21 protein-coding genes are annotated in these 23,137 nt (G+C 47.6%); 2 read left to right on the forward strand and 19 right to left on the reverse strand.

The features are described 5' to 3' along the window. Positions 1 to 574: 574 nt before the first annotated feature. The 10 genes from glnA to sufC all read right to left on the reverse strand — a co-directional run bounded on the left by glnA (position 575) and on the right by sufC (position 10,509). Positions 575 to 2,002, reverse strand: coding sequence for a type I glutamate--ammonia ligase (glnA, locus tag NE473_RS14805; protein WP_022033373.1), 1,428 nt, complete (start codon positions 2,000 to 2,002; stop codon positions 575 to 577). 272 nt (positions 2,003 to 2,274) lie between these two features. Beyond that, positions 2,275 to 3,027 carry a phosphotransferase family protein gene (locus tag NE473_RS14810; RefSeq protein WP_055652044.1) on the reverse strand — a complete coding sequence of 251 codons (753 nt, stop codon included), beginning with the start codon at positions 3,025 to 3,027 and terminating at the stop codon, positions 2,275 to 2,277. A 103-nt stretch (positions 3,028 to 3,130) separates the two neighbouring features. After that, a complete protein-coding gene (locus NE473_RS14815) occupies positions 3,131 to 3,790 on the reverse strand; it encodes an SdpI family protein (RefSeq protein WP_022033371.1) in 660 nt (219 codons plus the stop codon). Beyond that, the gene (locus tag NE473_RS14820; protein ID WP_022033370.1) at positions 3,777 to 4,058 is read right to left on the reverse strand and encodes an autorepressor SdpR family transcription factor; all 282 of its coding nucleotides are present in this window, start codon (positions 4,056 to 4,058) and stop codon (positions 3,777 to 3,779) included. The genes NE473_RS14815 and NE473_RS14820 overlap by 14 nt, the downstream gene beginning before the upstream one ends. 130 nt (positions 4,059 to 4,188) lie before the next feature. Continuing rightward, a complete protein-coding gene (locus tag NE473_RS14825; RefSeq protein ID WP_256265300.1) occupies positions 4,189 to 5,478 on the reverse strand; it encodes a hypothetical protein in 1,290 nt (429 codons plus the stop codon). A 107-nt stretch (positions 5,479 to 5,585) separates the two neighbouring features. Continuing rightward, positions 5,586 to 6,017: a Fe-S cluster assembly sulfur transfer protein SufU gene (gene sufU, locus NE473_RS14830; RefSeq protein ID WP_256265301.1), complete on the reverse strand. Its 432-nt coding sequence runs from the start codon at positions 6,015 to 6,017 to the stop codon at positions 5,586 to 5,588. After that, positions 6,007 to 7,227: an aminotransferase class V-fold PLP-dependent enzyme gene (locus tag NE473_RS14835; protein WP_138314570.1), complete on the reverse strand. Its 1,221-nt coding sequence runs from the start codon at positions 7,225 to 7,227 to the stop codon at positions 6,007 to 6,009. Before NE473_RS14835 ends, sufU begins: the two co-directional genes overlap by 11 nt. Next, entirely contained in the window at positions 7,202 to 8,281 is a 1,080-nt protein-coding gene (locus NE473_RS14840) for a SufB/SufD family protein (protein ID WP_256265302.1), read from the reverse strand. Before NE473_RS14840 ends, NE473_RS14835 begins: the two co-directional genes overlap by 26 nt. A 35-nt stretch (positions 8,282 to 8,316) precedes the next feature. Next, the gene (gene sufB / locus NE473_RS14845; RefSeq protein WP_256265303.1) at positions 8,317 to 9,723 is read right to left on the reverse strand and encodes a Fe-S cluster assembly protein SufB; all 1,407 of its coding nucleotides are present in this window, start codon (positions 9,721 to 9,723) and stop codon (positions 8,317 to 8,319) included. 30 nt (positions 9,724 to 9,753) lie between these two features. Beyond that, positions 9,754 to 10,509, reverse strand: coding sequence for a Fe-S cluster assembly ATPase SufC (gene sufC / locus NE473_RS14850; protein ID WP_138314568.1), 756 nt, complete (start codon positions 10,507 to 10,509; stop codon positions 9,754 to 9,756). 210 nt (positions 10,510 to 10,719) lie between these two features. Here sufC and NE473_RS14855 point away from each other — a divergent pair, with 210 nt between their 5' ends. Together NE473_RS14855 and NE473_RS14860 are read left to right on the forward strand one after the other, a co-directional pair. Then, a complete protein-coding gene (locus NE473_RS14855) occupies positions 10,720 to 11,139 on the forward strand; it encodes an RrF2 family transcriptional regulator (RefSeq protein ID WP_256265304.1) in 420 nt (139 codons plus the stop codon). Positions 11,140 to 11,279: 140 nt separating this feature from the next. After that, positions 11,280 to 13,547, forward strand: a complete 2,268-nt coding sequence (locus NE473_RS14860; protein ID WP_148510239.1) for a bifunctional diguanylate cyclase/phosphodiesterase — start codon at positions 11,280 to 11,282, stop codon at positions 13,545 to 13,547. A 126-nt stretch (positions 13,548 to 13,673) separates the two neighbouring features. Here the strand turns inward: NE473_RS14860 and NE473_RS14865 are convergent, their stop codons facing one another. The 9 genes from NE473_RS14865 to NE473_RS14905 form a co-directional block, all read right to left on the reverse strand. Continuing rightward, a complete protein-coding gene (locus NE473_RS14865) occupies positions 13,674 to 14,777 on the reverse strand; it encodes a PTS fructose transporter subunit IIC (protein WP_256265305.1) in 1,104 nt (367 codons plus the stop codon). A gap of 13 nt (positions 14,778 to 14,790) precedes the next feature. Continuing rightward, on the reverse strand, positions 14,791 to 15,510 hold the full coding sequence (gene alsE, locus NE473_RS14870) for a D-allulose 6-phosphate 3-epimerase (protein WP_006776484.1): 720 nt from the start codon (positions 15,508 to 15,510) through the stop codon (positions 14,791 to 14,793). Then, a complete protein-coding gene (locus tag NE473_RS14875) occupies positions 15,491 to 16,012 on the reverse strand; it encodes a PTS sugar transporter subunit IIA (RefSeq protein WP_006776483.1) in 522 nt (173 codons plus the stop codon). The genes alsE and NE473_RS14875 overlap by 20 nt, the downstream gene beginning before the upstream one ends. 13 nt (positions 16,013 to 16,025) lie before the next feature. Then, positions 16,026 to 16,343 carry a PTS fructose transporter subunit IIB gene (locus NE473_RS14880; RefSeq protein ID WP_006776482.1) on the reverse strand — a complete coding sequence of 106 codons (318 nt, stop codon included), beginning with the start codon at positions 16,341 to 16,343 and terminating at the stop codon, positions 16,026 to 16,028. A 189-nt stretch (positions 16,344 to 16,532) separates the two neighbouring features. Next, the gene (gene ulaA, locus NE473_RS14885) at positions 16,533 to 17,972 is read right to left on the reverse strand and encodes a PTS ascorbate transporter subunit IIC (RefSeq protein WP_256265306.1); all 1,440 of its coding nucleotides are present in this window, start codon (positions 17,970 to 17,972) and stop codon (positions 16,533 to 16,535) included. A gap of 15 nt (positions 17,973 to 17,987) precedes the next feature. Beyond that, positions 17,988 to 20,075 (reverse strand): BglG family transcription antiterminator, encoded by a 2,088-nt coding sequence (locus NE473_RS14890; protein WP_256265307.1) that lies wholly within the window; start codon positions 20,073 to 20,075, stop codon positions 17,988 to 17,990. A 4-nt stretch (positions 20,076 to 20,079) separates the two neighbouring features. Further along, positions 20,080 to 20,367, reverse strand: a complete 288-nt coding sequence (locus NE473_RS14895) for a PTS sugar transporter subunit IIB (protein WP_006776478.1) — start codon at positions 20,365 to 20,367, stop codon at positions 20,080 to 20,082. A gap of 121 nt (positions 20,368 to 20,488) precedes the next feature. Further along, positions 20,489 to 22,306, reverse strand: coding sequence for a glycerophosphodiester phosphodiesterase family protein (locus NE473_RS14900; protein WP_256265308.1), 1,818 nt, complete (start codon positions 22,304 to 22,306; stop codon positions 20,489 to 20,491). Between the two features lie 195 nt (positions 22,307 to 22,501). Continuing rightward, on the reverse strand, positions 22,502 to 23,098 hold the full coding sequence (locus tag NE473_RS14905) for a 50S ribosomal protein L25 (RefSeq protein ID WP_022033361.1): 597 nt from the start codon (positions 23,096 to 23,098) through the stop codon (positions 22,502 to 22,504). Between the last annotated feature and the right edge of the window lie 39 nt (positions 23,099 to 23,137).

The following is a 23,137-nucleotide window of genomic DNA, read 5'->3' on the forward strand; positions in this document are numbered from 1 at the left end:
GCCGCCAGCGTTCATCCTGAGCCAGGATCGAACTCTCATGTTAAATGATTCGTTTGATCCGGGGTCAAAATCAACTAACTAGCTAATTTATTTCCCGTTTTACTTGTTGTTTGGTTCGTATACAATATTTGTATTCGTTCTGAATTTTCTCATTCAAAGCCATCAAACAATGGCTTGTTTTATTAGAATTTTCAGGGTTTTACATACTGTTCAATCTTCTGTTTTCAAAGTGCGTTTGCTGTCGATCTGTGTCAGCAGCAACTTTTATATCTTATCACAGTGATTCATTTTTGTCAACCACTTTTTTCATTTTCTTCAAAACTCTCTCAGCGGTCAGGCCGGACGTTTTTCGGAAAAGTTTGCCGCCGTTTTCAGCGGCGAGGTATATCTTATCAAACCTTTTTCGAAATGTCAACACCATTTTTCGATTTTTTTATTTTTTTTCAACTATTTAAACTTTTTCAATTTTATATATTGTATTTCTTACCTCTAAAAAGCGGCTCCTGAATAACCGGAAGCCGCTTTTTTACTGCAAATTTCGTTTCTCTGATTCCTTCTCCACATGAACAAATCATTATAAATCATAATACCTCTGGAATTCTGCCGGATGGGGAATCTGAGATAACTCCCGGCTCTCCAGCCTCTTCTTCTCCAGCCATATTTCAATCAGACGTTCCGGGAACACGCCTCCCGCCGTCAGGTAATCATGATCAGCCTCCAGGGCATCAAGCGCCTCATCCAAAGTCTTTGGCAGGGACTGAATCTTTGCTTTTTCTTCCTCCGGAAGCTCGTAAAGATTACAGTCAAACGGCCCCCAGCCATGTTTTTCCGGATCAATCTGGTTCTTAATGCCATCTAGGCCCGCCATCAAAATCGCCGCATATGCGTAATAAGGATTCGCTGTTGCATCCGGATTTCTCAGCTCAAACCGTTTTGCCTTTGGCGTCTTGGCATAAGCCGGAATTCTGATCACGGCACTTCGGTTGGACGTGGCATATCCAATCGTTACCGGTGCTTCATATCCCGGTACAAGACGCTTGAATGAATTGGTGGACGGATTGGTAAAGGCACACAGGGACGGAACGTGCTTTAACAAACCTCCTATAAAGTAATGGGCCGTCTTGCTCAGCCCGGAATACCCTTCCTCATCATAGAAAACCGGTTCCCCCTCTTTCATAAGAAGCATATGGACATGCATTCCATTGCCTGCCTCCTGATAAATTGGTTTTGGCATAAAGGTGGCGGTTCTTCCATCCTGAATGGCGGCGTTGTGGATCACGTATTTGATAATCATGGTCTTATCCGCCATGTCCACCATATCTCCCAGTTCTACTTCGATCTCCATCTGGCCCGAGCCGCCCACTTCGTGGTGGTGGTATTTGACATCCACGCCCCACTCCTGAAGCATCATACACATTCTGCTTCTTAATGTATACGCCGAATCCTGAGGTGCTGCAATGTGGTACCCGCCGCCGGCCGGCACTTGAAATCCCTTATTATCGGCGCTCTCCCTGCCGCTGTTCCAGGCCGCCTGTCTGGTATCCACGGTAAATGCCATGCGCTGCGGCTCCACCATATAGCTGACATGATCAAATAAATGAAATTCGAATTCAGGCCCGATCAGCATCTGATCCGCGATTCCCTGTTCTTTCATATATTGGATGGCTCTCAGACTCACATTTCTTGGATACTGGTCAAAGGGTCTGTTCTCCTTTCCTATCACACATACATCTCCGCACATGGTCAGAGTCGGAATCTCTGTAAATGGATCCACCACGGCAGTCCCCGGATCCGGTATGAATACCATATCGCTTTTTTCCACCGGAGCATACCCATAGTTCGATCCGTCAAAACCAATGCCCTGCGTAAAAATCTCTTCATCAAACCGTTCAACCGGAATCGTAATGTGTCTCCACCGGCCGTTTAAATCCGTCATCTTGAAATCAATCATCCTGATTCCCTTTTCTTTGCAGATGCGCAAAACCTCTGTACTCTTTGACATATTTTTCCCCTCCAAATCTGAATGGCAGTTAAAAGATCTGCTATCATGATTCTACCATATTTTTGAGAAAATATCGTCCATTAAATCCGTTTTTCTACATTTTTATTCCATGAGTCTGCACATAAAAAACAGGGCTCCACGGAAAATGAAAAGTATCGAACAATGCAGATGCTGAAGGAAGGCTGAACAGCCTTTATCGAAGACAGCAGCGCGGGCAGCGAATCCGTTTGACTTCGCTGCCCGCGGGAATAAACTGCTTCTGCATCTCTTGATTACTCATATTCCAAAACATTCAGCCAGTGGTTTAAAAGCTTCTCTTCTTCCGGAATCCCTTTCGTCTTTCTCGAAGCTGCTGCAATGGAGAGCCACTGCTGCACGTAGTGTTTCGCTGTTTTGCTCTTTCTGCAGTAAAGCTCTAAATACTGATCCGCAGTCTCAGCATCCTTAAGCGTCAGCAGCAGATATGTATTCGCTGCGTCGGCGGAGGCATTTCCCTGCGTCGCATGAGACCAGTCCAGGATGTGACACGTTCCGTCTTCACTGACAATGATATTTCCCGGGTTAAAATCTCCGTGAAGTACGCAAGCGTGCTTTGGCATGCTGTCCAGACGGCCCCGGATAATAAAACGGGTATTGGGGCTCAGCGCTTCACAGGTGCTGATCTGGCGGTCCAGCTTCTCCCTCAGCTTATTTAAAAGCGGTGACCGCTTGCTGTGAACAAGGAGCTGCAGATCGACAAACTGTTCTAAATACTGATTCCGGTTCTCCGGCTCCTCCTTCATCAGCTGCGCCATGGTCTTTCCGCTGACATATTCCTGAACAATGGTCCATTCCCCCTGTTCCGTCACGTTTACACTTACTATGCCCGGGATCGGAAGGCCCGTTTCTTCTATTCTTGCCTGGTTTAATGCTTCATTTAGAATATCTGCTTTGGGGAACGAACGGTCAAATACCTTATATACCAGGTTCCCCTCCCTGTAGACCACCTTGTTGCTGCGTTTTGCCAGTATCTCCCTCTGTTCCATAGCCTCTTATCTCCTCTCAGGATGTATTTGGAAATTATACTCTATTGTACCAGACACAGGGAGCGTTGACCAGCAGATTCCGGTCTGCGTTCGTCTCAGAAAGCTACAGTTTATGCCCTGCCTTCTTCCGGTAGATCAGATAAGAATATACACCGGGAATCAGGATCATGCTTAAAAATACAGTAAAGTACAGAGGCTCCATGTGGAAAAATCCCAGGATCATCATCAGAATACCGCCAATCATCCACACATATCCGGCCAGACGATGCGTCCGTGTCCAGTTCTCCTCATCCGCCAGAGTCCATGGCAGTTTAATTCCCAGAGTATAATTCTGTCTGCATTTCGGAAGATAATTGCCGATAACAACAAACAGCAAAGCGATCGGTACGCTTACCACGCTTCCCACATTGATGGAAATACCAACCGCAGACAATACAATCACAAGCTGAACCATAACTGCCAGCAGTACAATGAACCAGCGTACGATCGCCATCAGTTCCTTCGAACGCCTGATATTTTCCCGCTTCGGGTCAATCACGGGGATCACATTGACAATCACCGCCATTAGAAGCATAAATGCCGGTATCCCAAAGGCCGCCATATTCCGGCTGGAATATCCGTTGACCTGGTTGTCGCTTCCCCAGTGGGTCGCTACCTGCTCCGGTAAGCGGCTGTAAAATACAATGGAAATGATAAATGGCACAAGGGCCAGTCCCCAGTACAGGAGATCCCGAGAGGTCAGTTTTCTGTCAGTCTTTTTCATGATGTTGTTCCTCCATTAATGTCTGAAGCCAGGAAAGCACTTCCTGGAATACGGTGGTGTTTAACTCATAGTAAATATATTTTCCTGATTTGCGGTCTTCGATGAGACCTGCCTGCTTCAGGATATTGAGATGATGGGAAATCGTGGCTCCTGATGTATCAAACCGTTCCACAATCTGCCCGGCCGTCATACTGCCCTGCTTCAGCAAGGTCAGAATTTCCCGCCGCGTGGGATCGGACAAAGCCTTAAAAGTGTCGCCAAAGGGCATGGCCTGCACCTCCTTTCGCCGCGTACGGCGTTAAAATAAAAATACATTTAGACGTTTATCTAATCATCTAAATGTATTTTATCAAATAATTTCTCTGATGTCAATTGGAAATACCAGGAGCAGCAGCTCCTTACTCTGCCTCAGCCGGTCTTTTATCCATCAGCCGGACCGCGTTAACATTCCGACGGAAGGAATGAAATGCTGCCCATTCAACCGGACTGTTCTCAAAAAATGCTGCTGCCGAGGCCAGCACCGCATTTAAATCCCAGGCGATAAAATCCAGATAGCCGCAGTAAATACCGGTAGCTCCTCCCAAAAAAGTCATCGCATCATCACCGGCGTTTTCAAGCACATACGCTATGAGCTCATCCCGAAAATCCAGGACCACCCGGCCGCGTTCCTCCTCATGTGCAAAGCTGTCCAGGGGATAGCAGAGAAATCCAGCCGTCACGCCATCCCGGTGGAACTCGTCCATAATATCGCCCTCTCCCCGAAGATATTCGTTAATGACTGCAGCACACCGGGTACTGCCTGCAAACACATCCAGCCTCCAGTCTGCCTCCGGATTCTGGTCCGGTACCATCTCATAGCCGATGAAGCTGTTCTCCAGAAAGTGCTCAGGGTCACTGGAACATTCGATATCCATCTTTTTAAGTATCTCCGGAAGCTCGTCTAGCAGGACCGGCACTGCATCCTTCGGTGTATCAAGCACCTGGAAGTCCTCCACCAGTTCCATCGCAGCAAGTTCTCCCAGTATCTGATCCAGAAGGGTAGATAACAGCCACCACACCTTACTCTCATCCGTTTTGAAAAGCGGCAGCAGTTTTTCACAGTAAAGCTCCAATGAGATATGCTTACTCTGGGAGTGTTCTTCCGTTTTCTCAATCCATACCTGTACATCCTGGCCGGAGACCATCTCACCGAAAGCGCCCAGGCTGTAGCCACGGGAAGGCTGTCGGCCCACCAGAATATTCCAGTGTTCCAGAACGGAAGATGGAGCATGGCTCTGGAAGTAGACAAGCTCAAACAGTTTGGTTCTTTTCCCCTCAGGAGTCAGGATCAGTTCGTACTTTTTCCCGTTAAACCCTAATTCAAAGCTCACATCCGAAAAAACGGCAGACAGCAGACCGGAACACGTTTCAATCAGCTCCTCTCTGACCGCCCCCTGGTCTTTCTGATCCATCAGTGCGCGAAGACGGGCTTCGCCCTTTTCAAATACGCTCCAGCCCTCTGCCGTTTTCTCCCGGAAAGACTGCTCAAAATAATGAAGAGCCGGACCTGCAATATTATTGTAGGCCCGCGCCAGTTCGCTGATCAATTCCGGCGTCCGTTCTTCAACCGGCATCCCCTCGATCGCATCAATGATTTTCTGATATTCGTCGTTTTCGTTCCATTCCTGTAATTGCTCTGTCAGCTTCATATGCTTAAACTCCCTTTTTGTACGGCTGTTAATCACCGTATTCTATGGTGTTATTATAGCATGTATGAAATATGACAGAAAGCATTTTTTGCTTTACGTCTGCACGCTCAACTCTTCTCTCCCGCCAGCATCTCATCTAACGTCCGCCAGCCCAGCACCGCGCACTTTACACGGGAGGGCATGTGGGATATATCCTGCAGGGCGGCCGCTTCCTCCAGCGCCTCTAAGTCTGCCTCCTCCGCCGTACCTCTGATCATTTGAAAGAACTTTTCAGCCAGCCTCACGGCCTCTTCCTTCTTTTTTCCAATCACCAGATCCAGCATCATATCCGCGGAAGCCTGCGAGACAGCACATCCGTCGCCTACAAAAGAGCCCTCCCGGATTATCCCGTCCTCCACCTTCAGTTTCAGCAGGATATCGTCCCCGCAGCTGGGATTAACGCCCTCCAGCACCAGGTTGGCATCCGGCAGATCGTGCTTGTGAGCCGGGCGCAGATTGTGTTCCGTCAATACCTCATTATAAAAGCTTCTATTCTCCATATCCCATCTTCCTCCTGATTCCGGCTGCACTCTTCAGGAATGCTTCTATTTCCTCTCTGGTATTATAAAAATAAATGCTGGCTCTGGTGGCAGATGGAACCTTTAAATATTCCAGCAGCGGCTGGGCACAGTGATGCCCCGCACGGACGGCGATTCCATCCGCATCCAGAATTGCACTCACATCATGGGGGTGAACCCCGTCTACGGTAAAGGTCACGATGCCGCAGTGTTCATCAGGTTTTTCCGATCCCAGAACATGTACGTGCGGTATCCGTTTCAAACCTTCCAGGGCGGCAGCTGTCAGTTCCAGTTCCCGGCGCCGCACTTCATCAAATCCCACGGACTTTAAATAGCAGACCGCCTCCTTTAATCCCCAGGCTCCTGCCGCATTGACGGTACCTGCCTCAAACTTATGAGGGATCGGGGCGAATACGGCGCCTGTTCTGGTAACGGAATCAATCATTTCCCCGCCGGTTAAGAAGGGCGGCATCTCCTCCAGCAGTTCCCGCCTTCCATAGAGCACACCGATCCCCATAGGGCCCATCAGCTTATGACCGGAAAAGGCCAGAAAATCTACCCCCAGCTCCTGTACATCAATTGGGATATGAGGAGCACTCTGTGCTGCATCCACCACAACAACAGCCCCTCGTTCTCTGGCCATGGCCGCAATCCGGCGTATCGGATTTTCACATCCCAGCACATTGGAGACGTGGGCGACAGCCGCCAGTCTGGTCCGGTCAGTAAATGCCGCTTCCAGCTTCTCCTGAGAAATCCTGCCATCCGGTTCACATTCCAGGAATCTCAAAACCGCGCCTGTCTTCCCGGCAGCCATCTGCCAGGGCAGCAGATTGCTGTGATGCTCCATAATGCTTACCAGAATCTCATCTCCTGCCTTAAGCTTTGATAATCCGTAGCTGTAAGCTATCAGATTCAAGCTTTCTGTCGTATTTCTGGTGAAAATGATCTCGTCGGCTGAAGGAGCATTGATAAAACGCCGAACCTCTTCTCTGGCCTCCTCCAGCCGCTTTGTCGCCTCCATGCTCAGTTCATAAAAACCCCGCATGGGGTTCGCATAACACTGCTCGTAAAAGTCGCGCTCTGCCCGGAGTACGCAGCCGGGCTTTTGGGCCGTTGCTGCGCTATCCAGATAAATGACCGGATTATTCGCCAAAAGCGGAAAATCCTCACGATATGGATTCCTGTTTTCCATTCTCCTTCACCTCCTTCAGATAATTGTGTACCATCTGCTCTGCAGCTTCGTCTCCGCTCTTCCTGCAGACAGCCTCCAGCCTGGCACTTGTAAGCATTGCTTCAGCTTCCTCGCGGCTCATGCCTCTGGAACAGAGATAGAATAAGAGTTCCTCGTCCAGCCTTCCAATGGTAGCTCCATGGCTGCCTAAAACGTCCTCCTCGGCGCAGAGAATCAGAGGAATGGTCTGATTGACCACATCGTCTCCGAAAAGCAGTACATCCTCTTTCTCCTCGCCCTCTGCCCCGACGGCTCCCGACTTAAAATCAATGGTTCCGCGGAAAAGCTTAAAGGCTCTGTCCCGCAGCACGCCGCCGGCCAGGATCCGGCTGCTTGACCGCTCCCCCCGGTGATCTGCTGCATAGTTCATATCAAACCGCTGATTTCCTCTTCCCAGGTAGCCGATGTCCGCATTCAGAACGCTGTCTCTCCCTGCTAAATCTGCCCGGCAGCCCGCGTAAGTTTCTGATCCGCCCAAAAACAGCTGTACTACCTCCGCAGCTCCGTCTTCTTCACAGCGGCCGCCGATATCGTTTAAAAATCGATATCCGCTTCCCAGCAATTGAAGCTGGATCAGCTTCAGCCTGCCATTCTTATTCACTTGAAACCGGGTTTGAACTGCAGCCAGACCTGCCGCTTCCGGCGGCGAGGTGAAATCCATAATCACGGTTAAGCATTCCCCTTCCCTTACCAGAAGTTCCACCGGCTGAAAGCTCTTCCCACCATCGCTGCAGACAAAGTGCAGCGCGGCACGTTTCTTCTCCTTCAAGGGCCCGGACGGAATCCTGATCGCCGCTGTCCCGGCCTCTCCGGCCAGGCGGTCCATATCTTCCCCCATGCCGGTCGGAAGAACTGAAATATCCTCATTCCACGGTTCTGCTTCCTCAAACCCTTCCGTTATCACTGTGGGGGATTCCCCCGCTTCTATCTGTTTTAGGTCCGCCTCATTCATCCTGAGCCAGTTCCAGGTTCTGGCCGGCAGCCTGTTTATTGTTAAATCAAGTCCCTGTCCCATAGGGAACCTCCTTTCCGCTCTCCTGTGAAAGCCTCCTATCCAATACTCCCCTTCATCTCCAGCCGGATCAGATGATTCATCTCTACCGCGTACTCCAGGGGCAGCTCCTTGGATACCTGGTCCGCAAAGCCACTGACGATCAGGGCTCTGGCATCCTCCTCACTCAGTCCTCTGGAAATGAGATAAAAGACGGCTTCATCGCTGATTCTCCCAATCCTGGCTTCATGGCCGATATCTGCATCGGAAGTCCGGATATCCATAGCCGGGATCGTGTCTGACCTGGATATTCCATCCAGCATCAGAGACTGGCAGGACACAGCGGATTTGCTGTTCTTCGCTCCTTTGGCTACCACCACGGAACTGCGGAAGGTACTTACCCCTCCGCTCTTGGATATGGACCGGGTGTTCATATACGAAGTCGTCTCCGGAGCGGCGTGAACCACTTTCGCACCCGTATCCAGATTCTGTCCTTCACCCGCAAAAGTAATTCCTGTGAACTCCATTCTGGCTCCGCGGCCCTTCAGGATGCTCATAGGATATAAGTAAGAAACGTGTGAGCCGAAGGAACCGGATACCCACTCAATCGTGCCGCCTTCCTCTACCTGCGCCCGCTTGGTATTTAAGTTGTACATGTTTTTCGACCAGTTTTCAATTGTAGAGTAACGCAGCTTCGCATTTCTTCCCACATACAGTTCCACACAGCCCGCGTGGAGATTTGCCACGTTATATTTCGGCGCGGAACAGCCTTCAATAAAATGAAGGCTGGCCCCTTCATCCACGATAATCAGCGTATGCTCAAACTGCCCCGCCCCCGGCGCATTCAGCCGGAAATACGACTGCAGCGGTATTTCCACGGAAACTCCTGGCGGTACATAGACAAAGGAGCCTCCCGACCAGACGGCTCCGTGAAGCGCGGCAAACTTGTGGTCCGAAGGCTTCACCAGCTTCATAAAATGCTTTTTCACCATGTCCGCATAGTCACCCTTCAGCGCGCTCTCCAAGTCTGTGTATACCACGCCCAGCTCCGCCACCTCCTGGCGGACATTGTGATACACCAGCTCCGAATCGTACTGGGCACCAACTCCCGCCAGAGATTTCCGCTCCGCCTGGGGAATTCCCAGACGTTCAAAGGTATCCTTTATGGCCTCCGGCACATCGGACCATTTCGTTTTCATCTTTGTGCCTGGCCTCACATAGGTAGCGATATGGCTCATATCCAGTCCCTCCAGGGAAGGCCCCCAGTCGGGAACTTCCATGCTGTTGTAAATCTGCAGGGACTTTAGCCGGAACAGTTCCATCCAGAGCGGATCGTTCTTCTCTTTTGATATCTGCTCTACAATGGCTGGTTTTAAGCCTTCCTCTATACGGTACGCATCCGTTTCTTCATTTCGGATATCATAGATGCTTCTGTCTATATCATTTACATATGTCTTCTCTTCCATCTCGTTTTTCTTCCTTTCCGGAGACGCAGACTATCGGTCCGCCTGTTCCAAATACTGTTCAAACCCGTTTTTATTAATTTCTTCCACCAGGGAAGCTCCGCCTGTCTTCACAATCCGGCCGTCTATCATAATATGGGTTTTATCCACCCGCAGAGCCTCCAGGATCCGGGTGCTGTGAGTGATAATCAGCAGGCCTCCGTTCCGGTCCTTCTGATACTCCTCCACACCCTTTGACACGGTTCTGACCGCATCCACATCCAGACCGGAATCTGTCTCATCCAGAATTGCCAGACCCGGCTTTAAGAGCAGCATCTGAAGAATCTCCGCTTTCTTTTTTTCACCTCCGGAAAATCCGACATTTAAATCCCGGTCTCCGTACGTCCGCTCCATCTGCAGGAGCTCCATGGCCTTCTCAAGTTCCCTGCGGAAATCCCACAGGCGCACTCTGGCGCCCCTTCGCTGTTCCACCGCATTGCGTATAAAGGTTCCCAGTGAAAGCCCGGGAACCTCCAGAGGGTTCTGGAAAGAAAGAAACATTCCGGCTCCGGCCCGCTTATCCGCTGTTTCCCCGTTCATAAGCTTCCCCTGAAACCAGATCTCTCCCTGCGTCACTTCATAGCGGGGATTGCCCATCAGCGCGTATCCGAGGGTAGACTTTCCCGCCCCGTTGGGTCCCATCAGTACATGGGTTTCTCCTTTTTTGATCTCAAGATTAATTCCATGCAAAATCTCTTTATCTTCCACTTTGACAGATAATCCCTTTACTTCCAACAATTGATTTGCCATAGATTCCTCCATTTCTGCTGTTTAAGCTTCACTCTTCTATCTTTTATCTTGTACTTTTATTAACCTATCATTTCACTTGGTTATTAACATCATAGTATTATAAACCTACTTTGTCAATAGGTTTATAATACTATTTCCTGTTGCGATTCCTATTTACCTTGTTGTATAATAGGATAATAATACTGGTATTACAGAGGGGAGGTATTTCAGATGATGATTTCGACAAGGGGACGTTATGCGCTGCGGGTTATGCTGGATCTGGCTCAGCAGACCACAGACAGGTATGTACCCCTGAAAGAAATAGCGAACCGCCAGGAGATTTCCGAAAAATATCTGGAGATTGTCATAAAGGTTCTGGTACAGAATAAACTTCTGACCGGTCTGCGGGGAAAAGGCGGCGGTTACCGCCTGACAAGGGCGCCCGGCGAATATACTCTGGGGGAGATTCTGCGCCTGACCGAGGGAAGTCTGGCCCCTGTCGCCTGCGCCGAGGAATCTTACACCGAGTGCTCCCGGCGCGGCTTCTGTCTGGCCCGGCCGGTATGGCAGGAACTGGATAAGATTATCAATGAGTATCTGGATGGGATTACATTGGAAGATTTATTAAAGTCCCCGCAGAAGTCTGTATGAGCCGAATTCAATAAGTTAGAATCTGACCTTTCAGAATAAGACGGAAGAAGGGCTCTGCCAGGCCATCTTTTCAATTGAATTCCTTCTGTTAATATTGTATAATCATTTTAGATCCAAACATACATGGAAAGGGGCTGGCCATGGTAGACAAAGGTGTGAAAAAGCATATTGTGGTTTCTGCCATTTTAGTGTCATTTATCAGCGCTGCACTGGTTCTGATAGGCGGCATCAGCTATTTGAGTATAGAACAGGCGCAGGAAAAAGAAGCTCAGAAGTATATGAAAGAGATTGTGTCACAGTATAAGAACATTATTACGGCACAGATTGACGGGGATTTTCAGACACTGGAGGCGCTGGCCGTCCTGATCGGATATGATGATGTCATTCATCTGGATGAGACGCTTTCCTGTCTGGAAGAACAGAGCATCCGCAATGACTTTACCCGCATGGGATTTGTCTCACCTGCACAGACAGGATATTTTATAGACAGTGACGGGGAAAAGCATTTTGATGTCGATGTCAGTGACGAGGCGTTTATACAGAAGACCTTATCCGGTCAGCGGACCGTGTCTGAGATTATGACAGACCGGTTATCCGGAGAGCCTGTCGTCTGTTATGGAGTTCCCATCACCTATCATGATACGATCACAGGAGCAATCACCGCCACCCGGCTCACCTCCAATCTTACGGATATCATAAGCCAGGATATCTTCGACGGCGTTGCCTATATACATATTGTTGATCATGAGGGAAATTTTATTATCCGTTCTGACCACGCCGTCATTCCGAAGCAGATGCACAATCTCTTTGACGACGGGGAGATTGAGGACGGCATCCGGGCATCCATACTTGCCAGTATGGAGAATAACGGTGATTCCTTTGCCACCTTCCGCTATCAGGGAGAGGCGTACTGGGTTACCTTCCTTCCCATCGGTGTCAATGACTGGCAGTTATTCTGCCTGGTGCCGCAGACATTTCTGAATCACAATTTCCACACGCTTCTGCTCGTGTTTTCAGGTGTCATGATCTGTATTTTCTTTTTATTCGGAATCCTGTTTCTTTACATTTACAGCCTTCTGAAGAAGGAGCACCAGACACTTCAGCAGTTTGCGTACAAAGATCTTTTGACCGGTGCTGATAACCGGAACCGCTTTGTCACAGACCTTCCTGCACTGTTGAAGGAACCGAAAGACTATGCCATGGTGCTGATGAATATCAATGGATTTAAATTTGTAAATGAGTTCTTTGGTTTTGAGAGCGGAAATCGTCTGCTGCAGCATATTGCCATGGTTTTGCATACTAATGTCTGTCATGAGGAGCGGTACTATCGGGACAGCGCCGACCACTTCGGCATGCTGCTCACCTATCATAGCCAGGAAGAACTCATTGACAGAATTCGGAACATCCAGCGGGAAATTAACGAGTATACCGTGAGTCCCAACCAGGACTACCGCATCAACTGTAATTTTGGAGTTCATATTATACAGGCGGACACCCCCTGGGATGCGCACCGCCATTCTCCCGATACAGCCATCAACGGCGCTCTGCTTGCACTCAACAGTGTCAACGGCAATACCTCCAATCCGGTTGCGTTTTACGATGAGGCCCTCTATGAAAAAGCCCGCAAGAAAATCGAGATAGAAAGTCAGATGTACGCAGCACTGGCCAACGGAGAATTCCACATGTATTTACAGCCCAAATACTATCTGAAGGACGGTTCGATGCACAGTGCGGAAGCCCTTGTCCGCTGGTACTCTTCTGACGGCGTCATTCACTATCCGGATGAATTTATCCCGGTGTTTGAGGAAAACGGCTTTATCACGGAGCTGGATATGTATATGCTGGAGGAGGCCTGCCGAAAGGTGTCCCAGTGGAAACAGCAGGGATATAAAGTCAGCCCTGTCTCTGTCAATCAGTCGAGAGTATTTTTCTACGATGAGGAATATTTAGACAAATTCCATGAAATCGTAGACCAGTACCATATTGATCCGTCCCTGATTATACTGGAAGTAACCGAAAGTGTTGCGATGAGTAATTTAGAACAGGTTAAAATGGTAATCAGAAAGCTTCACAAAATCGGTTTTTCCATCTCAATGGATGATTTCGGAAGTGGGTATTCTTCTCTCAATACCTTGAAGGATCTGGATATCGCAGAGTTAAAGCTGGATAAGGATTTCCTGTCTGAGCAGTCCACCTCAGAGCGGGGCAAGATTGTGATAGAAAGCGTAATTCATCTGGCAAAAGCCCTCTCAATTACTACGGTTGCAGAAGGAATTGAAAATGATGTCCAGCTGGATTTTATGAAGTCGATCTGCTGTGATATCGGACAGGGATACTATTTTGCAAAGCCTATGCCGGCTGAGGAATTTGAACGCATGCTGTTAAAGAAGGAACAGGATGATGTGTAAATCTGCCGGTATGCGTTTCGATAAGTTTTGAACAAATGGCAGGTGCGTGATCACACCACAGATCACGCACCTGCCATTTGCTTATCGGAGTCTTTGGCTTATTCCCAGACAGCCCTTTCTTCTGTGTTAAAAGATCTGAATATCCTCCAGATCCGGCTCTTCCTCCTCTTCTCTCTCATCGGCAAAGCCCTCATTCCCTTTATTCTTTGCGATTACCGCATACAGACATCCGGTCACAACCACATTCACTGCAATCGCCAATAATCCTGTCCATGGGCGTGTCATGGTTGGAAGCATTAAAAATCCCCCGAATGGAACCGTGGAATCAGCTCCCAGAACCATCGTAACCGCTCCGCCGCAGGCGCCGCCAACTGCTGATGCAATCAAAGCGCGTGCCAGATCGCTCATGACGATCGGAATGACACCTTCTACAATGTTTAAAACTCCCATTGGAACGGCTGATTTCAGGTTTTCCACCTGCTCCGGCTCATAGATATTCTTGTGTAATGCTTTCGCAATCAGATATGCCAGGCCAAATCCAATTGGCGTCGCCGTGTTTACAAGCTGAAGCGCTGTGACAGGCTCACGAATTCCGGAGGCGAGAAGCGTCAGCGTAAATGCGTACACGGTCTTATTGATCGGTCCGCCAAAGTCAACGATACACAGACTGCCGATTACAAGGCCAAGCACTAATTTGGAGGATGTACCAAGTCCCAGCAATACATTAGTCAGCCAGTTTGTAAATGCTGCAATCGGCACGCCAAATACATAAACCATTACCAGACCGGCGATGAAAGAAGAAATTAAAGGTACAACGACTGTCGGCATCAATCCTCTGGCCCAGGCCGGCAGCTTTAAGTTTTTAATAATAAACAGTGCAAGGTACCCGGCAAGATATCCGCCCAGTATGCCTCCGATGAAGCCGGCACTGATCGCAATCGCTGATAAACCGGCTACAAATCCAGGGGCAATTCCTGGCTTTCCTGCTATTGAGAATGAGATCCCCACCGAAATAATTAAAGGAAGAAGTCCCAGTGCAGCTCCGCCCATCGTAGCAAGAGCATCCCAAAATGTAAACTGCCCCTGCACGAGTCCTGCCGCATAGAGATTCGTTCCGCCCAGTGCCATCCCGATTGCCACTAAAAATCCGCCTCCGCATACGATCGGCAGCATATAGGAAATAGCTGTCAGCAGATGACTTTTAATATTTAAGCTCTTTAACTTTTCCATTCTTTCCCCTCCATTAAACCGCTTTCTCCAGCATGCTCTCTTTCCATTCCATTTCCATTTTCCTGCATGCGGTATCCAGATCCTGATCCAGTCCAAATAATCCCGCATTGCCGACGATCAGCACATCAGCCCCCGCCTCTGCCAGCTGCCTGTAATTTTCTTTATTGCAGTGGCCGTCAATCTGAATTTTGTAATGATAGCCATTTTTCTCCCGCAGTTCTTTTGCCTGCATGATTTTATTGTACATCTGATCAATAAATTTCTGACCCGCAAACCCAATATCTACCGTCATAATTGTCAGCATATCAATATACTCGAGGTAAGATTCCACATAGCTGAGCGGTGTCGCCGGATTTAAAACAACGCCGCACTTACAGCCAAGCTTCTGAATCATCTGCATCGTGCGGAATGCGTCCGTGTTGATTGTTTCTGCGTGCGGGCTGATATAAGTTGCTCCTGCCGCAGCACACATCTCAATCCAGTCAGACGGATTGGTTGTCATTAAGTGTACGTCAATATCCGTATTCGTATGTTCCCGGAAGCTCTTAAGAATCCCCGGAGTAAGCGCCATATTTTTGCAGAAATGGCCGTCCATGATATCGACGTGATAGAGTTTCATATACTGATCCATAACTGCAAACTGCTCTTTTATTTTTCCTAAATCCATACACATCAGTGATGGGGCAAATGTTACCATATTCGTTTCCTCACTTTCACATAATTGAAATTTCATCGAGATTCAGTTCTTCTTCCTCGTCAGGCTCTTCTTTCCTTATACACCCATCATCGGTAAATGCGAGCATAACCTCCTCCGCGGTATCCGCATCGATCAGCCTGCTGACCACTGCACGATCCCCCAGACGTTTTGAAAACATTGTCAAAAGCCTTAAATGCTCTTCTGCCGCCTCATGGTCCGCCCCTACGGCAAACAGGATAATAACCTTAGCGCCAGCGCCATCCAGACTCTCCCACTCAATCTCATGGTCAAGAACTGCTATTGCAGCCCCCGGTGTGATGACAGCCTTACTTTTTCCGTGTGGAATCGCGATGTAACCGCCTATCCCGGTTGCCCCCATTTCCTCACGCACGTAAACATCTTTTATGTATTGCTCTTTATCACCAATTACCCCTGCCTCAGCAAACAGTTCCGCCATGGCCTCCAGAGCTTCCGCCTTCTGATTGACCTTCAAGTGTGTTATAATTGTCCGGGGATTAAGCACCTCTGTAAAATCCATGTTCTCTTCCTCCTTATTTTGCAGCTTCCATTACCTGTTTCGCCTTTTCCATCAGCTTGTTTGGTGACTTGATCGCAACATCGGTAGAAACCTGTATGGTTTTCTTTCCTTCAAACCGATCGCGGTCCGCAATCTTTACATCAATCGCCAGTATGACAAGATCCGCCGCTGCAATGTCCTCCTGTGTCAGTGCGTTTTCTCTTCCTATGCTTCCCTGTGTCTCGAACTTTGCTTCAAAGCCTGCTTTCTCTGCCGCTTTTTCCAGCTTCTCCTGCGCGATATATGTGTGTGCGATCCCTACTGTGCAAGCACAAACTCCTACGATTTTCATATAATTTCCCTCCTTGAATTTTTAATTGCTCTTCGTTTTCTGTGATTTCACTATACCATTCCGCCGGTTCAAACAGAAGTCCAGAAGATTTCAACTTATTTTGCAAAGCGTTGTACTGAACGCGCAGACACTTCAGAGGACAAAAAAACTGACAGGCGTAATAACCACCTGTCAGTCACTGCTTTTTACTTAATCAGCTTTCAATGTTTTTCGATACTTTGCCGTCTGCTCCCATATGATTGGGAGAATAAATACAAGAACACATACCAGCAGGATCCCTCCGCCTGATAAAACGGAAGCGAGATTTCCAAATAAAATTCCCGCGATACAAAAATCCGAATCAGAGAATGAAGTCCCTGACAGATTTAAAGTTCCAAGCACTGGCATTACAATCAGGGCCAGCACGGAAATCAAAATGCCGTGGACAAACGAACCAACAAGGCACCCCTTGACTCCGCCTTCTGTATTCGCAAAAACACCGGCTGAGCCTCCGCAGAAAAAATGGGCAACGACGCCGGGAACAATCACAGGGACGATCAGCTCTCCGAACCAGGTATTAATCCCAATCAGTATAAGCATTGTTACGATGCCGCCCAAAAATGACATCAGAAAACCGATCATAGCGGCATTCGGCGCATAAGAAAAGAGAACCGGACAGTCAACCGCCGGCCTTGCGTGAGGCACAATTCTTTTTGCAATTCCCTTAAACGCCGGTACGATCTCAGCAATCACCAGGCGTACGCCTGACAGGATAATATAGATAGCCGCCGAAAACTGAGCTCCCTGAATGACCGCATAGATGATCCAGTTTTGAAAACCTCCGGTCTTGTAAGAAATATCCAGCGCTGCCAGATCCGTCCGCGCTGCCGCAATTCCACTGACCACCAAAAAGATGCCTGTCATTACGATAAAAATCCCAACAGTTGAATCCCGCATAAATGACAGCTTTGTGGGAAAACGAATATCCTCCGTTGACTTGACTGTTCCTGTCTCTAAAGCTGCGGTCTTTATCCGTCTGTCTTTTTTTGCTGCAAGGCGCGCGGTCTTTGCTGCAATCAGATAGCCGCATGTGGAAAAGTGCCCAAGTGCAATTCCATTCCCTCCGGTTATCTTTTTCATCTCCCCCTGTGCCAGTGCCGGCATGAGCGCCATGAAAAGCCCCAGCATAAGAGCTCCCGCCGCAATGATCTGCCATTCCTTCATGCTGCTTCCGCTCAGAGCCACGGTCAGAAGGCAGGCCATGTAGAGCGTATGATGTCCTGTCAGGAAAATATAGTGAAACGGACCAAACCGCGCAATAACAAGATTGGCGACCATTCCCAAAAACATAACCATCGATACTTCCACTGCATATTGTGCAACTCCCAGTGAAGCAATCGCCTCCATATTCGGAATTACGCCCTGGATATGAAAATCGTAATTAAACAGGACACCAAAATCCTTCAGTGCGCCTTTCTGCAGAAAATCAGATCCGGCTGATAAAAGGACAAAACCTACAATGGCTGTAATTGTTCCCTTGATCACATGCTCTACAGGTTTTTTTTGCAGAAGAAGGCCAAGTAGTGTTACAAATCCTACAAGAAAAGCGGGGGTAGCCAGTATTTCCCGAACAACAGTAACGATCTGCATACAATTCCTTTCTTTCTATCGATCTGTCAGTCTGGAGCGAAGAATATCACACACCTCATAAGCGCTCTCTGCTCTGACCAGCTCATCAATCTGCCTCGGTTTCGCAAGGGTTTTACGAATATCCTGAAGAATCCCCATATGCTTCTGCTGGTCTTCCACAACCAGACAAAAGATGACTCTCGCCGTTTTACCGCCTTCAAACTCAATTCCGTCCGCTGCTATGCCAATGGACAGATCCAGATGTTTTACACCATTTTCCGGCCGTGCATGAGCAAGAATCAAATCCCGGGTAATAAACATATAAGGCCCCGCCTCCACCATCCGGTCTACGATACACCGTACATACTCTTCGCTCATACTCCCCCGTTCCAGAAGCGGTGATGCCGCCGTATAGAGTGCTCTTTCCCAGCCGGTCGAATAGCCATCGCCGCTCCACTCCCTTTTCTCTTCCGTCCTTTCTCTTCCATTACGGTCAAGAAACAGGATTCTGTCTTCTGTCAGAAAGTCCGTAAGCCGCCAGATATCAGGCTTTAAGACTGGCTGTTTTTCTTCCTTCTGCCGGGCAAAGAATTTTTCCAGTTCGCGCCTCAGTTCCATATGGTGCTGCGGATCAACATATTTTTTCACCACTTTAAATAATGCATCTGTATCGATAAAGCCAAATCTGCTGCGGATCAGCGGATGATTCAGAATATTTTTACGGTCGAAATCATTTAAAATCGTATTTACCACGATAACCGGAACGACAGCCTTTACATGAACGGATGTAATAATGATATCGCACATATTTTGCGGATTTACGATTTCCGAAGCTGCCATTACGGCGACGATCCTCGCCTGGGGTAAAATTCTCTTCAGTTCATGACTGATCATATTTCCTGTTGCCACCCCATTCATACATGCCACAAGAATACGCAGTTCCTTTTCATCACGTTCCGCATATTCTAAGTGGGCGCCGAAATGGAGGGCCAGATAAGCCACTTCACTGTCAGAGATTAAAACACCGATCTGCTGTTCCAGATACTTTACTACAGCCCGCGTTGTATCAAAAATATAAGGATACTCCCTCCGAATGTCTTCTGCCATCGGATTGCCAATCTGAATACCAAACCGGTAACGATAAAGAGAGGCTGCGATATGGCGGTACAAATTGCGGATCAGATCCTCTTTCCGTTCGAATAGAACACAAGCCTCCCGTTCAAATTCTGTTATCAGGTTTTTTGTGATTTCCAGGGCAAACTCATTATCCCCGGTGTCGGCCTCTGTTCTGGAATAAGACTCCAGCCTTCCTCCAAGAAAATGCAGTGACAAATATACCTTTTCCATATCAGACAGCGTCGGAAAATATTCCATTACCAACTGATATTCTTTTGAAACCTTTACCTTTTCTGTGCTTACATCCGTAAAATACAGGCTGTCCTCTCCCTTTTCCATAACCGGAAGCATTGCGGCAAGTGCAAGCATATCATTCCGGACGTAACTTACCCCCAACCGTTTCTCCACCTGTTCAATCTGTTTTAAATGAAATTCCATCTCATCCAAATACAGAAAGCGCAGCTTTCCGGACGATAAAAGAGGCTCCAGCATGTTAAAATACAGAAAAAAGATGGCACGGATACGAATGGGATCTCCATCGATCCAATACCCTCTTTTCTTTTCGTATCCGAGCCCAAGCTGATATGCATGCAGCTGGGAGATAACCGCCTGGAGGTCAACAAATATTGTATTACGGCTTACAAGGCATGTGTTCATCAGGTTTTCTACATAGACTGGTTCTCTGGAGACTATAATCTGACACACAATCATACGCGTCCGTTCACTTGGTGTGAAAATGTAATCATCATGAGGCTGCTCGGTCTGCATAACCGCCTCAAAGGAACCTTTTTCCTCTTCTGTAAAAGGCTGTATCTTCCCGCGTATGATCTGAATATCCGGCAGTTGTTTCGTATGGAGCCAGTCATTCGCCCGGTCAAGCTCGTTATAAACCGTACGGGTGGACACAGCTAATTCATCCGCGATCTCCTGAATGCTAAGCGCGCCGACTCGTTTTAATATCATATCGATAATCTTTTTTGTACGTTCATTTAGATATCCAACTGCCATAGAGTCATTCAATCCCCAATAATGGTTTTAATAGTTCCGCCGCCATCTCTGAATCCATAAGGTCCTCCAGACCAACGGCCGGCAAATCCCCCAGACTTTCCAGCAGCTCCTGAGATACAATAAATAAATCTGCCCTGTCTGCAGAAATATCCGACAAAGAGCCAAAGGAAACCTCGATATCGTCCATTCCCAGATACTCCAAAGCCTCTTCTATTGTCATCTGCATAATCAATGAAGTCCCGACACCATTGCCGCAGCAGCACATTATCTTTTGAATCGCTTGTCTGATCATGTCTGTTCTTTCTCCGAATTTTTCTTATGTGATCTTATAGAAATCAAACCGCATTCCTTTTGATTTATTATACCAACTGGCGGGAAAAAAAACAATCCACTTCCCGCTTCATTACAAATCATTACTGCATATCGTTCTGATCAGCTGACGTTGTATTGAAAAACGTCTGGAGCAGCGCGGATAACAAACGATTATGCCATGTCTGCATGACGTAATGATTCACCAGTTCCGGATTGTCTGTTACAATGCCATCTACCTGACACTGCAAATTTTTCTTAATGGTCTCTTTCGAGTTGGCTGTCCAGCCATATACGTCTTTGCCATTCCAATGCATGCTCACAACCATCTCTCTCGTCAGCATGGTAGTTTCCACACTGAAGGCATCAATAAAATCAATATCGTATTGAAGTGAATAAATCAATGGCGTGATATAGACGGTTTCAATTTGGGGGTTAATAGCTTTGACTTCTTTTAAAAGTTCCAGATTCATAGAACCGATATTGCACTGGTCGAGCATATCATATGTTTCAATGAGTGCAGCGACTCTTTCCACAAGATTCGTCTCATGCCCTGTGGATTTCAGTTCTATCATAACCCTAATATTGTCCCTGGCTCTCATCAGAAAATCATCCAGCTTTGGAATCCGCTCACCGGAAAATTGAGGAGAAAACCAACTGCCGGCGTCATAGTGCTTCACCTCATCATACCCTGCCTCCCACACTTTTTTGTTCTCGCCTGTAGTACGGTTAAAGCTGTCGTCGTGCAATAGAATCAGTTCTCCATCTTTCAGCTGCTGCACATCAATCTCCACCATATCAATGTTCATGGCAATCGCATGATCCAGCGCAGCCATGGTGTTTTCCGGTGCAAATAAAGCCCCGCTGCGGTGGGCAACAATTTTGGGCCCTGCATAGGTTTCCGCAGTAAAAGAACCGCCTAACTCAGTCTCGCTGAATATTACAATCGCAATCACAGTGAATGCGATTACAACAGCCTGCTTAAGATGGTAAAGAAGTCCTGTTTTGTTTCGCAAAACGGCTGACGGTCTGACGTCTTCTCTATACTGATGATACAATGATATGAGCAGTGAAAACAGCCAGATAGTAGAAAGGCTGCTCAGGATAAATACGGCCACCGGCACTGCCCGGTCAAAGTAACTCACAAATGTTTCAGCCGCCATAAGCGGATTTTCTACCTGCTTTGTATAATAAACCAGGCCCAGAATCGCAGCACCCAGCAGAAGAGCTGCAGCAATACCAAAGGCGGCAAATGCCCCAAAAATATGAAGAAGCACAGCAGTTTTTCTCTTTTTTAACAGCTGTAACCCATCATGCCAGGCAGCTTTCATGGACTGATTCTGAAACAGAGTACCTGGCAGAAAGAGCAGGAAAAGTAAGCAGGCCGCATTTGCTATGACGGCAATAATAATAAAAGCAGAAAAAAACAGCATGTTTTGCTGAATAAAATCCATGATAAACTCGGGTATACTGAGCCAGCGTAATATATAAGGCGTAAAAGGCAGAACAGTTAAAAACGTAGTCAGAATAAATCCTAAAAACAGCAGCAGATTCTGTATATGAAATATTTTTTTGCAGTGAGCCAGCGTCTGCTTTAACAGCTGCAAAATGGAAATGCGGCGCTGCTGCCACCCGTTTTCGCAGTAAACAAAGAGTGCCACCGTTTCAAAGAAAACGGAAAAAACAGTCAGAAACAGGATACACAGACACAAAAACACGGAAAACGGCTTAAGCAGAATAAGTGAGAAATTCTCTGCCGACAGATAAGATACCCCCGCAGTTTTCAAGATCAGTTCCAGCACATCACTCGTAACCGAGTAAAGAATCGAGTAGCTGAACATTTTATACAGCATATTAAAGGCCAACAGTACAGGCCAATTTTTAAGCGATATATCAAAAGAGCATTTTATTAATCGTTTCATCGTTACCTCTGTCCATTTATTTACTTCGTCACGGGGACAAGTATACTATATATGATGTGGATATTTCAATGAAGATAATCAGAAGATATACTGAGTTTTTTCTAAAGTTTATCATGTCGGATATACCGTAACTTTTTTTACAAAAAAAGCGCGTAAGAACATGATGTTCCTACGCGCCTTAGTCCTGCCGTACCTCTATTTCGTCTCAGAAGCCGCCTCTTCTGTCCCCTCTGCCGGTTCCTCCGCTGCTGCGTGCACCGCAGTAACCGTTGCGACGGTTGTATCTAAATCAGTGACGAGATCAACATTTTTATTCTTCGCAATATCTAAATCCGCCACCCGGATTGTATCACCGACCTTCATGTCTCCAACGTCAATCCGCACCTTATCAATCAGGGCCTCCGGCAAAGCCTTGTACGAAATCTCCTGAAGCTGCTGCTGCAGGACTCCATTCATCACTTTATCGTGATTTACCAGGATAACTTCCGCGACGGAGTGGACTTTTTCGCCTCTTACAAGCGCCTGGAAATCAATCTCCTCTACGATCCCCTTCATTGCATTAAAGGATATGTCTTTAATCAGGACATCGTAAGCCTGGCCATCCACGTCCAACAGGATCTGGCTTCCTTTATTGCAGGTTTTAAGAAGCCGTTCCACCACAGTTCTCTCGATTTTAACAGGTATGGATTCCTGGATATCTCTGCCAAAGACATTACCGGTAACGTACCCCTCTCTTCTCAATCGTTTTGCTTTGATGGACATGCTTCTCTTTTCAGCTTTTAAAGTATTCATTTGTCTTTTCCTCCAAAATTCTGATTGCTTAGCAGCCTT

Source organism: Hungatella sp. SL.1.14 (genome assembly GCF_024460495.1).
GTDB lineage: Bacteria > Bacillota > Clostridia > Lachnospirales > Lachnospiraceae > Hungatella > Hungatella hathewayi.